The organism is Chryseobacterium gleum (assembly GCF_900636535.1).
Taxonomy (GTDB): Bacteria; Bacteroidota; Bacteroidia; order Flavobacteriales; family Weeksellaceae; genus Chryseobacterium; species Chryseobacterium gleum.
On record NZ_LR134289.1, the window covers coordinates 385,792 to 401,305 of the forward strand.

Here is a 15,514-nt window from a genome sequence, read left to right on the forward strand (position 1 = left end):
TAAGGATAAAAAAAAATTTGCAGTGGTAACACTGCAAATTTTTATAATATGGTAAATAATAGCTTATTATTTCCTTACAAAACTTGCAACGTCGCTTTCTGAAACAGTATTTCCACCAAGAATAATCAATCTTTCAACAACATTTCTTAATTCCCTGATATTCCCTGTCCATGAAAGGGCTTTTAAAGCGTCAATAGCTTTATCGTCAAACTTCTTTGCAGCAGTACCATGCTCATCAGCAATCATTCCCGCAAAGTGCTCAACCAATAACTTGATATCTTCCTTTCTTTCATCCAATGGCGGAACATAAATTTCAATTACAGAAAGTCTGTGATAAAGGTCTTCTCTGAATTTCCCTTCTTCTATTTCTTTCTGCATATTTTTATTGGTTGCCGCAATTACTCTTACGTCAACTTTAATTTCTTTATCACTTCCTACAGGTGAAACTTTGCTTTCCTGCAGTGCTCTCAATACCTTAGCCTGAGCGATAAGGCTCATATCTCCAATTTCATCAAGGAAAATAGTACCACCGTTAGCCTGTTCAAATTTTCCCTGTTTATCCTTAATAGCACCCGTAAAAGAACCTTTTACGTGACCGAAAAGTTCAGATTCAATAAGTTCAGATGGAATGGCAGCGCAGTTTACTTCTACCATTGGGCCTCTTGCACGCTCACTTTGATTGTGGATAGCATGGGCTACCAATTCTTTTCCCGCACCGTTAGGTCCTGTGATCAGTACTCTGGCGTCAGACGCAGCTACCTTTTCGATCATATCCTGGATTTTCTGAAGAGCAGGAGAGGTACCGATCATCTGGTACTTTTTGCTTACTTTTTTCTTTAAGGTTTTATTTTCAGTCTGAAGATTCTTGTTTTCTTTTTTCAGAGTTTCCTTTACCAATGCATTTTTCACACTTGTAATAAGCCTGTTGATATCAATTGGTTTGGAAATAAAATCATATGCTCCTTCTTTCAAACAGGAAACGGCAGAATCGATGTCTGCGTGCCCTGAGATCATGATAAAAGTAGTTTCTGGTTTTAATGCAAGACTTTGTTTCAAAAGCTCCGTTCCTGAAAGCTTAGGCATTTTGATATCAGAAATCACCAGTGCGAAATCTTCTTTTTCTACCTGTTTGTAACCTTCAAGGCCGTCTTCGGCAATAACAAATTCATAATCGGTTAGTTCATCCGAAAGAATACTGTGAAGTACTCCCGAGATTGCTTTTTCGTCTTCTACTATAAGGATTTTTTGCATAGTTGCAAATTTAAATTTTTTGTTTCAATTATTAGCAAAAACTGTACCTAAATATTCTATTTTGAATAGTCTCTTCTTCCAAAAATGGCAGATCCAACCCTCACAGAGTTAGCTCCGCATTCAATCGCTATTGGGAAATCATCACTCATTCCCATAGATAAGGTATTTAATGCTTTTAATTGATTGAATTCATCAAAAAGACCTTTCAGGATTAAAAACTCATTTCGTACCTGCTGTTCATCATCCGTGAATGTAGCCATTCCCATTAAGCCGGTAATTTCAACATTAGGAAACTGCCCATCCCTATATTTCCCGAACAGGTCTCTGGCTTCTGAAATGTCAAGTCCGAACTTGCTTTCTTCAGCCGCAATTTTTACCTGTAAAAGAACTTTAATGATTCTGTTATTTTTTCCTGCTTCTTTATTGATTTCTGCCAATACTTTTTCAGAATCCACACTTTGTATAGTATCTATAAAAGGAGCAATATATTTTACTTTGTTGGTCTGTAAATGGCCAATCAGATGCCATTGGATGTCCTGAGGAAGAAGGGGAGCTTTTTCCATCAGTTCCTGAACCTTATTTTCTCCGAAAACTTTTTGTCCAAGATCATAAACTTCCTGAACGGCGGATGCTGGATGTGTTTTAGAAACAGCAACCAGCTGCACAGTGGATGGCAGCTGGTTTTTTATTGCGTTATAGTTCTCTTTAATACTCATAAATACAAATGTCCGAAAATTCTCTGAATGTTCAAAGTTCAGTGATATCAGTTCTGAAGTGTTACTTAATTTAATACCTCATTGATTTTAGGATACTGAGAAATTTTTCTGAAAACAAACTTGTTGCTCTTCTGTAATTTTTCAATAAACAGATCCAGTTCGTTGATGGAATCTGCATCTCTCAGATACTGGTCATGGGTAAGGAAAACAAGGTGTCTTGAAGTCTTTTCAAGATCGTTTAAGAAAATACTGTCTACTTTCTTAATCATAACTTCATGACTTCCTTTTAAAGTCATTTTTTGAGAAGGTCTCCATTCCAGATCCCATCCGATTACTTTATAGCCCGCTTTTTTAAGACCGTCTGCAGCAGCAGTAGAACTTTTGATATCAGTTACATTAATGTTGTTCAACCTCCAGATATTTCTTCCGGGAGTTCTTGCTATTTTATCAGTAAGCCTCAGGCTGTCTTTGGCAATGTCAAAATCGTGAACTACAGCATCAGCATTTTTATAAAAGTCGGTATACTTGTTATGGGCATGGGTAAAGCTGTGATTAGCCAGTTCTATCAGCGGATTTTGCTTAAGCAGCAACAGATCGTCTTTCTGTTTTTTGCTTCCATATGCATGTTTCCCAACCAGAAAGGCAGTTGCACAAACGTTTCTTTTGTCCAGAATCTTTAAGAGATTTTCGGTGCCCTGGTTGGGACCGTCATCAAAGGTAAGGTAGATCACTCTTTTATCCGGGTCTACGCTTTCATCGTCCATCTTGGGGACTATTTCTGCGGCAGGATGTTCCTGTGAACTGACGGCGGAGTCAGTATTCACTTCACTCTTGAAATTACAGCTGTTCAATAAAACCGAAGTTGCACTCACCAATGCAAACATCCCGAGAAAAGTCTTATTTTTTGACTTTCCCGCAAAAATTTTTCTCATAAAAATAATGGAATTTTAAATTGTTAAAAATCGTTAAAAATAACAATTGAAAGTTAACAAATTATATGCCATGCTGTGCATCTGATTTCCTTTTTAAGCTTATTTTAAGAACTTTATTTTAAGGGATATTTCAATTTTATAGAATGTTATAAATTTATAATTTCCTTTTCTTTGATTTTTAACATTTATAAATACGAAACCGATAGCTTTTCTCTATATTTGTTAAGATTTCAATATCCTTCATTTATTGGGGAATTATTTTATTTTAACAAAATCAGAGGTTTATTCTAAAATGTTTTTCAAATACAATGAATTGTTAATCGCAGCGGTTCCCCAGGTATTATTGAAGAATATATAAGCTGTTTTCCCGCTGTTTCTAATTTTTTCCGCAAGTTTATCCATAAAATCCCTGCTGTACTCAGATTTATAAAGAATGGGTTTCCCATGAAGTCTGTAATAAAGAATATCCGGATGATTGATGATTACATCCTCAGGAAGATCACCGGGAAAGCTTACTCCGGAAAAAATGATATCATGGTCTTTTAAAAGATCAAATATTTCTTTTTGCCACCATGAGTTGTGACGGAATTCGATGACATTCAGAAATCGATGATCAATATTGTTGATGATTCTTTCTGTGTTCTCAGTTGAATTTTTAAAGGAAGGAGGAAGCTGATAGAGAAATCCGGAAAGTTTCTCCTTGAGATTACTCTCAATATGACTGCAAAAGAGGGCAATTTCTTCTTTTGAGTTTTCAAGCCGGTTCTGATGGGTAACGGATTTTGGAATTTTAATAAAAAATCTGAATTCGTCCGGAGTTTCATCATACCATTTCGACAGTGTTTTTGAGGTTGGTTTTCTGTAAAAAGTAGAATTGATTTCTACAGAATTGAATGTTTTTGAGTATAAAGAAAGAAAATCTTTACTTTGGGCATTTTCAGGGTATAAAGACCCTTTCCAGTCGTTATTATAAAATCCCGAACACCCTATGTAAAGATTTTCTTTTTTCATAATGCTATTTTATATCCAGATCCACGGAGTTTAATCTCAATGAATTCAGAATCACGGAGAGGGAACTGAAGCTCATTGCTGCAGCTGCAATCATCGGCGATAACAGAATTCCAAAGAATGGATACAATAATCCTGCCGCAACGGGAACCCCGAGTACATTATAAATAAAAGCAAAGAATAAGTTTTCTTTAATATTTTTGAGAAGCTTTTCGCTGAGTAGTTTGGCTTTCGCTACCCCTAAGATATCGCCTTTTAATAAAGTGATCTCAGCACTTTCGATGGCAACATCCGTTCCTGTTCCCATAGCAATTCCCACATCAGACTGGGCCAGGGCAGGGGAGTCATTGATTCCGTCCCCGGTCATGGCTACTATTTTTCCTTGCTGCTGCAGTTTTTTCACTTCATTCAGCTTATCTTCGGGAAGACAATTTGCTTTGAAATGTTTGATTCCTAATTCATCAGCTACAGCTTTGGCAGTGTGTTCGTTGTCCCCGGTCATCATGATCACATCGATGCCTTCGCTCATTAATTGTTTAACAGCTTTCTTAGAGCTTTCCTTGATTTTATCCGTAAAACTAATGAATCCAAGTACTTGCTGGTCTTGTGCGACATAAGAAATCGTATGTGCTTTGGACTGTACTTCTACTGCTTTTTGTTTTAAAGTTTCAGGAATCTGGATCTGATGTGAGGCCAGCAGACTTTCATTTCCTAAATACGCTGTTTTTCCATTAATATTTCCTTTCACTCCTTTTCCGGAAATGTTTTCAAAACGGTCTACTTTTTCAGCAATTGTATTTTCATCCTTTGCTCTTTTTATAACAGCATTGGACAGTGGGTGTTCAGAATTCTGGTTCAAAGAAAAAGCCAGTTTTAAAATGTGACTTTCATCTCCATTTACCGTTTCAATATGTTCTACTGAAGGTTTCCCTTCTGTTAAAGTTCCTGTTTTGTCAGTGATCAGAACATTCACCTTGTTCATTTGCTCAAGTGCTTCAGCATTTTTGATCAGAATTCCGTTTTTAGCACCTTTTCCGATTCCTACCATTAGCGACATTGGCGTTGCCAGTCCCAATGCGCAGGGACAAGCTACAATGAGTACAGCAACTGCATTGACGAAGGCAAATAAGCTTCTTTTTCCTTCCGGACCGAAAAACTGCCACAGAACAAAGGTAAGCGCAGCAATAAGGATCACGACAGGAACAAATACTTTTGAGACTTTATCCGTAAGTTTCTGAATAGGGGCCTTACTTCGGCTGGCTTCATTAACCATTTTAATGATCTGTGAAAGCAGGGTTTCGTCACCTACTTTTTCCGCTTTCATGATGAATACCTGATTTCCGTTTATTGTTCCTGATGATACTTTGTCATCAACATTTTTTTCAACCGGAACAGGCTCCCCCGTGATCATGCTTTCGTCTACAACAGAACTGCCTTCAGTGATTTTTCCGTCTACCGGAATTTTTTCACCGGGTTTCACTTTTAATAAATCTCCTATTTTTACCTGTGAAAGTAACACTCTTTTTTCTTCACCGTTCACCATAAGATTGGCTTCATCCGGCGAAAGGTTCATCAATTCTTTGATGGCATTCCCTGTTTTTTTATGAGCAGCAGCTTCCATCAGCTGACCTAAAATAACAAGCGTTAAAATCACACAGACCGCTTCAAAATACAGCGGAATTTCATGATTATGTCCACGGATTTCATGTGGAATGATATCCGGGAAAATTAAAGCAGCAATACTGAAAATAAATGCCGCAGCTACGCCCAGGGCAATAAGGCTGAACATATTAAGATTCCATGTTTTGAAAGAAACCCAGCCTCTTTTTAATAAGAACCACCCGGAATAGAACATCACCGGAAGAGTAAGAGCAAGCTCAATAAATCCCTGAATCTGATGGGAAAAAGGGAAGTTGATAAACATTCCTCCCATCGAGAGAATGAAAACCGGAATGGTGAATGCTAATGAAATAATGAATTTTCTTTTTAAGATAGTATAGGTTTCATCTTCTTCATCATCACCGCTGTCAGGCATTCTGACGAGATCCATTCCACAGATCGGACAGTCTCCCGGTTCATCCCGGATAATTTCCGGGTGCATAGGACAGGTATATTTAGCGGTTTTCTTTTCAGGGTATTTTACAAGGTCCATTCCACACACCGGACATCCGACATTGGAATCGTAAGTCTTATCTCCTTCGCAATACATCGGACAGTAATATCTACCTGCCATTTCATCTGTTACTTTAGGTGCGTCATGATGATGGTTGTGAGAGTGGGAATGGGAATGATACTGATGAGTGCCTGCTTTCTGAACTAGTTCTTCAGTGATAGGTTCCAAATGCATATGGCAAACCGGACAGTCTCCCTTTTCATCATACACTTTATCTCCTTCACAAAACATGGGGCAATAATATTTTCCAATGCTGTCTTTAAAGTTTTCAGGAAGATGGGCTGCAGAATAAGCCGGTTTGTGATGAGGATCTTTGGCCAGCTTTTCTTCAATGGGTACAAGATACATATTGCATACAGGGCATCTTTCTCCCTGTTTGAAATAGACTTTATCTCCCTCGCATTCCATTGGGCAATAGTATACTGAAGACGGTGATATGCGATCCTGGGGCTTTACAAAGGTTTTTTCAGGATTATCAGGATCTTCAAGCCTGTATTTTCCTATTTTTGCCAGTGCATCATTTAAAACGGAAAGCTTCACTCCATGGTCAGAAGTGATGGTTGCGGTATTGGTTTCCAGGTTTACATCGGCTTTCACTCCATCAATGCTGTTCAGCTGATTTGAAATCTTTTTCTGGCAGCCTGAACAGGTCATTCCGAGTATTTTATACTGTTGTTCCATGATTCTTAAATTTATACTACAAATTTCCAAAATGGAAAAGTAAGGTTGTTATAAATTTAAGGATAATAGTTATAAAATTAGGTTGGAGAGTTTGAGAGTGGGAGGGTAAGGGTTTGAGCGTTTTTAGGTGAAAAAGGAATATTTAACCCCTGAAATACCTAAACGCCCAAACGTATTAAAGATTGTCAAGCGCTTTGCGGTGATGCTCTTTCAGTTTTTTGAATTCTGTAGGGGTAAATCCGGTTACATTCCGGAATTGGGTAGAAAGATGCTGAACACTTTTATAGCCTAGTTTTCCTGCAATTTCAGTAAGATTGAATTCGTTATAGAGTAAGAGTTCTTTTACTTTTTCAATTTTCTGAAGAATGAAGAACTGTTCCAAGGTAATATTTTCATTCTGTGAAAATGTTTTTGAAAGGGAACTGTAATCTTTATGAAGTTTTGAGCTTAAAAATTCAGAAAGCAGGAAATTTTCTGCAATATCCAGCTCGCTGACCTTTGTAATGATCAGGTTTTTGATTTTTTCAACAAGCTGATGGGCAGAATCCATAATTCTTTCGAAACCTGTATTCAGTAATTCTTTCTCTATAGACTTCATTTTTTCCGGAGAAATCTCATTTTCGGTTTCTATTTCTCCCAGCAGAATATCTTTGATCTTCACATCTGCATTACGGAAAATGTTTTCCACTGCCGCAATGCACCTGTTGCAGACCATATTTTTTATGAAAATTTTCATAGGCCGCTGTTTAACCTGTCTTTTACAAATTCGATTCTGGTTTTGCCATGAGGAGCAGGATTGCCATCTGCATCAAGGTTTACCATTACAATTTTGTCTACGGTAATAATCGTTTGATGAGTCATTTTATTTCGGACATCACATTTTAATGTAATAGAGGAGGATCCGAAATGGGTAGCCTCAATTCCTATTTCTATAATGTCTCCCTGTTTGGCGGAGCTGACAAAGTTGATTTCGGAGATAAACTTAGTCACCACTTTTGTATTTTCCAATTGGATAATTGCATACAGCGCTGCTTCTTCATCAATCCATTGAAGGAGTCTTCCCCCGAAAAGTGAGTGGTTAGGATTTAAATCTTCGGGTTTTACCCATTTTCTTGTATGATAGTTCATCTTTTAATAATTTGCAGTACAAATTTACTGTTAAAAGCTGATCTTTTCAAAACAATAGCATTTATTGATCTGAAAAGAATCATTCATTTTCTCAATCATTTTCTTTTGGAACGCATGGCTTTGGTTTTTGCTATGGAGGAATCATTCAGTAATTTTTCATATTCTTTACTTTCCATAGGAACCAGGGCAACTTTTCCTTCTAAGTTATGATGAAATCCGAAACCGTACTTTTTTGCTAAAGGAGAACAGCGGAGACAAGGCTGTCCCTTGGAGAAGAACTTTTCCCTTTCATGCTGTCTTTCACTTTCCGGAATGTCATTTTTAATGGCATAACACTCAAAAATAATATCATCTGAAGAATATTGATAGGGATTCTTTATGAGTTTTTCATATTGAAGATTGGCCAGTGTTTTTTCTTTCTTTTCAGCAGGAATTTTCGCCTGGGAAGCAGGGCAGTCTTCAGCAACTTCAATAAGCGTATTGATATAATTGGTGGTGTGTTGTTTCATATTTTCTGGGAGTTAAAAGTTAAAAAAAATTATGACAGATACTTAAATGTTAAATAATTTAACTAAAAGAATTAATGTGGTGTAAGTTGTTTTATATCAATTGTTTATGTGGTTTATTTATTGTGTTTAGCAATCCCGATTCAACATAATGTGAGAAATATGTAAAAAAAGCTTTGATTTGAAATTTTTAATTGTATCTTGCATACGTTTATATTTGGAATCAATATTTGTTCATTAATTTATGTTGTTTTTCTTTTATATACCAAATTTTTATTAATTTTTTAATTTATTTAAAATGAACATTTTTGTTTCAAACATCAATTACGCAACTAAAGAGTATGAGTTGCACGATCTATTCGCAGAATTTGGAGATGTATCATCAGCTAAAATCGTTACAGACAGAGAAACTGGTCGTTCCAGAGGTTTCGGTTTCGTAGAGATGGGTGATGATGAAGGAAAGCAAGCTATTGAATCTCTTAACCAAAAAGAATTCAACGGAAAAACTTTAAACGTATCTGAAGCTAAACCAAGAGAAGAAAAACCAAGAAGAAGCTTCGATAATAACAGAAGCGGAGGTTACGGTAATAACAACAACAGAGGCGGAGGCTATGGTAACAACCGTGGCGGAGGCGGAAATCGTTGGTAAAAATAATGAAGCGGCTTTTAAGCCGCTTTTTTTGTGAAATTTAATCTCCGGTCAGGTTTCGTAAGAATCCAAAATTATATTCTTAGATGACTGATATAATTTTCTGTGTTGTAGAATGAAGTAATATTAATAAAAATAGGATATCGCAGATATCCTATTTTTTATTTTAATCTTATAAGTAAATAAGCATTTTGATAATAAATGGTTGACATGTTATTATCTGAATACAGTTCCCGTGTAATTTCACTGAAAATAAGTTTGACATGGTATTTGCCTAAATCAGATTCCATTGCTATTTCAGGGACTTTTATGATGCCTTGCTTGTTTTTGTTTTGATCAAACAGCTTAATGATTTGTGGTCCGAAATCTATTTCCTCTTTGGAATTTAGCCTTAATTTTAATGAAGATTTTTTGAAGAGGTAATCTGTAAGCTCAAACTGGTCATCATTGAGCTTTTTTGGACTTTTGCTGTAAGGATAGAAAGAAAGCAGATACTGGTAGTTTCCAATTTCCACAACCTGTTTTTCAGAAACAAGAGATTGTTTGTTCATTTTATATACTTTGTTTTCTACCGTGACATTCACATCTGAAAATCTTTTTTGAATATTATATCGTATACTGTAAAATGTACCGAAATCAATATGAGCTGCTAATTCATCCTGATCTTCCTTATTTAGTAAAGTTGATAAAAATTCTCCCTGCTTTCTTTCAGCCAGAAATTCAAATTTATCGGCAATTTCATCACGGATTGTATCGGTAATTTTCTTCTGGAAATTAATTTTACCGTCACTGATCAGCTGGTTTTGGTTTAAAATATTGATAAGTTCCGTTTTCTGGCTTCTTTTCGCAACGCTGAAGGCATTGAGGTAAGGAAAAACCAGAGCAAAAGCGCCAAACAGAAATAAACTTATCGGAATGAATTTTATGGTTGCTCTTTTGCTGAAAATGAAGTAAGCTACAACACTTAACAGCCATAAGGCAAGCAGGAGAACAAAGTATCTTGGTTCTGTATAACCGTATGCCAGAATTCGGGTAAAGATCGCTGTAAAAAGCAGTATAATCAAAGGAACAATCGTATAATAAAATGCTTTTGAGAATATCCTGACCCATGATTTTGAGTTTTCTTCTTTCAGTGGATGTACCAGAAGCAATGCAAGAATACCAACAATGCTATATGCTAAAACAAGGTAAGTAACCCAACCTCTCGGAAGTTGCCAGTTGATAAGTATTTTAGCGGAATAGAAGTAAAGAATCACTGCATAAATAAGCAGTAAAGGAATTAAAATAAACTGAGTGAAAAACTTCAAAACAACCGGATAAGTTCCGTCTTTTTCAAGATCATTTAAACCTTTATCATTAAATAAAAGAAAGATAAAGCTGCTTCCGAAAATAGTCAGGACAAAAAAAGTATCTCTATAAATTCTATCATGAAAATTAAAGTCAAAAAGCTTATCAACTGCTAAGATGGCCAATTCAACTCCTCCGGTCAGAACTCCTGTAAATACAGCGGTAAGAAAGATATTGACAAAGAGATTTTTATTATACTGCCAGAATCTGAGTTCTCTGTCTTTCTCCAGAAACGGAATAAAAGAAACCAGTAAGTGGGAGAGAAGCGCTGTAACAGCAATGATATAAGCGTAGACTTCGGTGAAATAATTCTTTTTATCAGGCAGGATGAAGTAAAAGCCAATAAGGAAAATAATACCGGAAATCTGCAGTAGTAATTCTTTCCCGATTCTCTGTGACAGCATTTTTAATGCAAACATCAGAGAAATTCCAAGACACGCACAAATGGTAAATTTTATATAAGAGGTAATTTCAGTGTGTTCCGTTTCTATAATGCATATAGCACCAATAGAAGCCAGTAAAGCCATTACCAGAATCATCGGATACCGGAAAATGGCTTCATTGGCCCGGCTTACTGTTTCCTGGAATTTTGTTTTCATGATTTGGTGTTTTTAAGGTAGATTACTCTTTTTTCTTTTTCTTCTTTTTGTCCTTGTCTTTTTCTTTCTCTTTCTCCTTTCCTTTGGCCTTCTTCTCCTTTTTCGGACTTAAGATTTCTTCAGCCAACTCAAACTTTGGTTCTTCGGTTTTAGCAGGCTTTATTTCGATTTTAAGATCAAAATAACCTTTCATATCTTCCTGGGAAATTAATTTTTCGCTTAATAAAAGTTCCAGGATTTCCTTTCCTGAATCACTGAAAAAATTATGAGAAAGCTCTTTCAGCAGGAATTTTTTATACTCTTCCAATGGAACAATCGTGGTATATTTGAAGATTCTTCCTTCTTTTACAGTTGATAAATAGCCTTTTTCAACTAATATTTTCAAATAAGTGGAAACCGTATTCTGATGGGGTTTCGGTTCCGGATGCTGTTCCATAACGTCCTTCAGATAGAAAGATCCCATTTTCCAAAACAGCTTCATAAAGTTTTCTTCTGCGGCAGTAAGATGATGTATTTTCATAGAGTATTCTAATGTTGAAATTGAATATTGCAATAAAGATAGATAAAAGATACCATAAAAGCTATTCCAGCTCCCATAAATACTTCTTTTATGGTGTGTCTTTTTAATATAACCCGGGTGATTCCAACCAAAATTGCGATTCCCAGCCATACCAGACCTATTTTCCAGTCAAGCGAGAAAAACAGAGCTGCTACAAATATATTAAATGCTGTATGCATCGAACTTTTGATAAACAGATTGCTGATCTGAAGCGCAAATAAAAGAATCAAAATGAAAAGCATAACAAGATCAATATATCCGTTTCTGACATAATTAAAAATAAGATAGGCAATTACACAAACTGCAATAAATATATACAGCGTTTTTCTCTGAACACGGTTGGAAACATCCATGTTGGTATATCTTCCCGTCTTTACATTCCAGACCAGCCATATGATGATCGGCACAATGATCATTAATAATATAGGAATAAAGTACAGCATGGAATCTTTAAGAGAATATTCTCTGATACTCATATATACAAAAAACAGGATCAGAGAGACCAGAGGATTAAAAAAATCAGAGATGACTCTTGAAATTTTGTGCAGTAATGAAGACTTCTTTCCTTCCATAATCAGGTTTAATGATCAAATATACCATTATAACCTCAAAAAGCAACTAAGAAGAATGGTGGGGAACTGACGGGTAGCAGAGAATTTATTTGATTATCAATTGCTTTTCAGACGTAAAATATTTATCAGTTTTTCAATCCTGCTTTTACATTTACTGATGAAAATAAGGATAGGTTTGAAATTTAAACCTTTCTTCATTAAAAAAAAGATGCTGTTGAAATAACCAAAAGCTATGTTAACAATAATTAAAAATGAAACAGATTGATGGATGAATATGAAACATTTCTGATGCTTCATATTTATTGTTGTTTTATGAAAGCCTTATAAACAGGCATGTTTTATAGTTGTGATCGTCATGAAGAATAAGAGATAACACCGTTTTATCAGGACCTGCAGGGCTCGAAAATTAAGAATAATCCATTCAGCCCGCAAATAGATTTTACAGAAAAATTGAAAAGTTATCTATGTATAGAATAAAAACAAAGTTTTTTTCATAATTTTGCTCAACTATTTCATCATAAAAAAGCAAGAGCTAACACATGAAAGAATTTTCTAAAGAGGTATACCTGAAGTGGTATGAAGATATGACAATGTGGAGAAGGTTTGAAGACAAATGCCGTTCTCTTTACCTAAAACAAAAGATCAGAGGATTTTTACATTTGTATAACGGTCAGGAAGCTATCCCTGCCGGGTTTACACATGCAATGGATCTGACAAAGGACAGTATGATTACTGCTTACAGATGTCACATTCATCCAATGGCGATGGGAGTGGATCCTAAAAGAATCATGGCGGAACTTTGTGGTAAAGCTACTGGTACATCCGGAGGTATGGGTGGATCTATGCACATTTTCAGTAAAGAACACCGTTTTTACGGAGGGCACGGTATCGTTGGAGGACAAATCCCTTTAGGTGCAGGTATTGCTTTTGCTGATAAATATTTCGACAGAAAGGCTGTAAACATCTGTTTCTTCGGAGACGGTGCTGCAAGACAAGGTTCTTTACACGAAACATTCAACATGGCGATGAACTGGAAACTTCCTGTAGTATTTGTTGTAGAAAACAACCAGTATGCAATGGGAACTTCAGTAAAAAGAACTGCCAACCACGAAGATATCTATAAATTAGGATTAGGATATGAAATGCCTTGCCTTGCTGTAGATGCAATGGATCCTGAAAAAGTGGCAGAAGCTGCTTACGAGGCTATTGAAAGAGCAAGAAGAGGAGATGGACCTACTTTCATCGAAGCAAGAACTTACCGTTATAGAGGACACTCTATGTCTGATGCTGAGCCATACAGATCTAAAGAAGAAGTTGCTCTTCATAAAAATGATGACCCAATCGAATTGATAAAACACAGAATTTTAGAAAACGGATGGGCTACTGAAGCGGAGTTGGAAACTATCGATAACAAATCGAGAGATTTTGTTGAAGAGTGTATTGAGTTCATGGAAAACTCTCCATATCCGGATCCGGAAAAAATCTATGAGTATGTATATGCTCAGGAAGATTATCCATTCCTAGACAAATTAGAAAACTAAAAGATAATGAGTTAATTTGACAATTTGAGAATTTGAAAATGCGATAGATTATGTCCTTTTTTAATTTTCAAATTTTCAGATTGCTAAATTTTCAAATTAAAATAAATTATGGCAGAAGTAATTACGATGCCCCGCCTGTCCGACACGATGACGGAAGGTAAGGTGGCAAAATGGCATAAAAAAGTAGGGGATAAAGTAAAAGAAGGAGATATTTTAGCTGAAATTGAAACTGATAAAGCAGTTCAGGATTTCGAATCTGAAGTAGAAGGTACCCTTTTATACATTGGTGTAGAAGAGGGAGGTGCTGCTGCTGTAGACTCTGTTTTGGCAATTATCGGAAATGAAGGAGAAGATATTTCAGGATTGACAGGAGGAGCTGCTGCTCCAAGTGCCGGCTCTGAAGAGAAAAAATCAGAAGAACAGCCTAAAGCTGAGGCTCCTGCCACTGAATCTGCTGCTGCAGAAGTTCCGGCTGGAGTAGAAATTATTACAATGCCTAGACTTTCTGATACAATGACAGAAGGTAAGGTGGCTAAATGGCACAAAAATGTAGGCGATACAGTAAAAGAAGGAGATCTTCTTGCTGAAATCGAAACAGATAAAGCAGTACAGGATTTCGAATCTGAATTCAATGGAGTATTATTGAAGCAAGGTGTAGAAGAAGGAGGAGCTGCTCCGGTTGATTCCGTGTTAGCAATCATAGGTCCTGCTGGAACAGATGTTTCCGCGGTAGGTGCTCCAAAAGCTGCGGGCCAGTCAACGGCAAAACCGGCTGAGCAAAAAGCTGAAGCTAAAACAGAAGAAAAAGCTGCGCCTGCTGTAAACACTTCATCTTCGGACAGAGTTGCAATCTCTCCACTGGCTAAAAAAATGGCTCAGGATAAAGGAGTTGATATCAACAGTATTCAGGGATCCGGTGAAAACGGAAGAATCGTTAAAAAAGATATTGAAAACTATCAGCCAGCTGCGAAACCAGCTGCTTCAGCTCCTGCGGCAAGCGCTGCTCCGGCTGCAGTAAGTTTCGTACAAGGTGAAGATACAGAGACTCCTAACTCTCAGGTAAGAAATGTTATCGCGAAACGTCTTTCTGAAAGTAAATTCTCTGCGCCTCATTACTATCTGATGGTTGAGATCAATATGGATAAAGCGATTGAGGCCAGAAAAGAAATCAATTCTTTACCGGATACTAAGATCTCTTTCAATGATATGATCATCAAAGCAACTGCCATTGCTTTAAGAAAACACCCTCAGGTAAATTCAAGCTGGGCAGGGGACAAGATCATTCACAGAGGAAATATCAACATCGGTGTAGCAGTAGCTATTCCGGACGGATTGGTAGTTCCGGTATTGAAAAATACAGACCAGATGACTTATACACAGATTTCTGCAGCTGTAAAAGATATGGCTTCAAGAGCTAAAAACAAAGGTCTTAAAGCTAACGAAATGGAAGGATCTACATTCTCTATTTCCAACTTAGGAATGTTTGGTATCGAAACATTTACAAGTATCATTAACCAGCCAAACTCTGCTATCCTTTCAGTAGGAGCAATCATCGAGAAACCAATCGTTAAAGATGGTCAGATTGTAGTTGGAAACACCATGAAACTTTCATTGGCTTGTGACCACAGAGTAGTAGATGGTGCTACAGGTGCTCAGTTCTTACAGACATTAAGAACCTATTTGGAAAGTCCATTAACATTGTTACTGTAATTTCTGAATTAAAAATATTGAAACCTCCCAAACCGGGAGGTTTTTTTGTGAATTGAACGGATGCAATAATACATAAAACCTAACTTTTCTGCCCAAAATCTGGAAGCAATAATTAAAAAAATTAACAGAAAAGACGTAATTG

General features: G+C 36.5%; 14 protein-coding genes. 3 read left to right on the plus strand and 11 right to left on the minus strand.

Annotated features, from left to right (window positions below; translation table 11 throughout):
• Nucleotides 1-66 precede the first annotated feature (66 nt).
• From EL165_RS01745 to EL165_RS01780, 8 genes are all read right to left on the minus strand, one after another.
• Nucleotides 67-1,251 carry a sigma-54-dependent transcriptional regulator gene (locus tag EL165_RS01745; RefSeq protein ID WP_002979922.1) on the minus strand — a complete coding sequence of 395 codons (1,185 nt, stop codon included), beginning with the start codon at nt 1,249-1,251 and terminating at the stop codon, nt 67-69.
• A gap of 56 nt (nt 1,252-1,307) precedes the next feature.
• Nucleotides 1,308-1,967, minus strand: a complete 660-nt coding sequence (locus tag EL165_RS01750) for a YggS family pyridoxal phosphate-dependent enzyme (RefSeq protein ID WP_002979920.1) — start codon at nt 1,965-1,967, stop codon at nt 1,308-1,310.
• A 65-nt stretch (nt 1,968-2,032) separates the two neighbouring features.
• On the minus strand, nt 2,033-2,899 hold the full coding sequence (locus EL165_RS01755; RefSeq protein WP_002979918.1) for a polysaccharide deacetylase family protein: 867 nt from the start codon (nt 2,897-2,899) through the stop codon (nt 2,033-2,035).
• A gap of 282 nt (nt 2,900-3,181) precedes the next feature.
• The gene (locus tag EL165_RS01760) at nt 3,182-3,910 is read right to left on the minus strand and encodes a DUF72 domain-containing protein (protein ID WP_002979916.1); all 729 of its coding nucleotides are present in this window, start codon (nt 3,908-3,910) and stop codon (nt 3,182-3,184) included.
• Nucleotides 3,911-3,914: 4 nt separating this feature from the next.
• On the minus strand, nt 3,915-6,761 hold the full coding sequence (locus tag EL165_RS01765; protein ID WP_002979914.1) for a heavy metal translocating P-type ATPase: 2,847 nt from the start codon (nt 6,759-6,761) through the stop codon (nt 3,915-3,917).
• Nucleotides 6,762-6,936: 175 nt separating this feature from the next.
• Nucleotides 6,937-7,497, minus strand: coding sequence for a helix-turn-helix domain-containing protein (locus EL165_RS01770; protein WP_002979913.1), 561 nt, complete (start codon nt 7,495-7,497; stop codon nt 6,937-6,939).
• On the minus strand, nt 7,494-7,889 hold the full coding sequence (locus EL165_RS01775) for an acyl-CoA thioesterase (protein WP_002979911.1): 396 nt from the start codon (nt 7,887-7,889) through the stop codon (nt 7,494-7,496). The genes EL165_RS01770 and EL165_RS01775 overlap by 4 nt, the downstream gene beginning before the upstream one ends.
• 95 nt (nt 7,890-7,984) lie before the next feature.
• The gene (locus EL165_RS01780) at nt 7,985-8,398 is read right to left on the minus strand and encodes a DUF6157 family protein (protein ID WP_002979909.1); all 414 of its coding nucleotides are present in this window, start codon (nt 8,396-8,398) and stop codon (nt 7,985-7,987) included.
• Nucleotides 8,399-8,693: 295 nt separating this feature from the next.
• Between EL165_RS01780 and rbp the strand changes: the two genes are divergently transcribed.
• The gene (rbp, locus tag EL165_RS01785) at nt 8,694-9,044 is read left to right on the plus strand and encodes an RNA-binding regulator (RefSeq protein ID WP_002979907.1); all 351 of its coding nucleotides are present in this window, start codon (nt 8,694-8,696) and stop codon (nt 9,042-9,044) included.
• 161 nt (nt 9,045-9,205) lie between these two features.
• On the opposite strand, the gene EL165_RS01790 is transcribed toward rbp, so the two are convergent.
• The 3 genes from EL165_RS01790 to EL165_RS01800 are packed head-to-tail and all read right to left on the minus strand — an operon-like array spanning nt 9,206 to nt 12,121.
• Nucleotides 9,206-10,990 (minus strand): DUF4153 domain-containing protein, encoded by a 1,785-nt coding sequence (locus tag EL165_RS01790; RefSeq protein WP_002979905.1) that lies wholly within the window; start codon nt 10,988-10,990, stop codon nt 9,206-9,208.
• 22 nt (nt 10,991-11,012) lie between these two features.
• Nucleotides 11,013-11,510 carry a BlaI/MecI/CopY family transcriptional regulator gene (locus tag EL165_RS01795; protein ID WP_002979903.1) on the minus strand — a complete coding sequence of 166 codons (498 nt, stop codon included), beginning with the start codon at nt 11,508-11,510 and terminating at the stop codon, nt 11,013-11,015.
• 8 nt (nt 11,511-11,518) lie between these two features.
• Complete coding sequence (locus EL165_RS01800) at nt 11,519-12,121, minus strand: phosphatase PAP2 family protein (protein WP_002979902.1); 603 nt, start codon at nt 12,119-12,121, stop codon at nt 11,519-11,521.
• Nucleotides 12,122-12,660: 539 nt separating this feature from the next.
• Here EL165_RS01800 and pdhA point away from each other — a divergent pair.
• Nucleotides 12,661-13,662, plus strand: coding sequence for a pyruvate dehydrogenase (acetyl-transferring) E1 component subunit alpha (gene pdhA / locus EL165_RS01805; RefSeq protein WP_002979899.1), 1,002 nt, complete (start codon nt 12,661-12,663; stop codon nt 13,660-13,662).
• Nucleotides 13,663-13,770: 108 nt separating this feature from the next.
• Complete coding sequence (locus EL165_RS01810) at nt 13,771-15,372, plus strand: dihydrolipoamide acetyltransferase family protein (RefSeq protein WP_002979897.1); 1,602 nt, start codon at nt 13,771-13,773, stop codon at nt 15,370-15,372.
• Nucleotides 15,373-15,514: the final 142 nt, after the last annotated feature.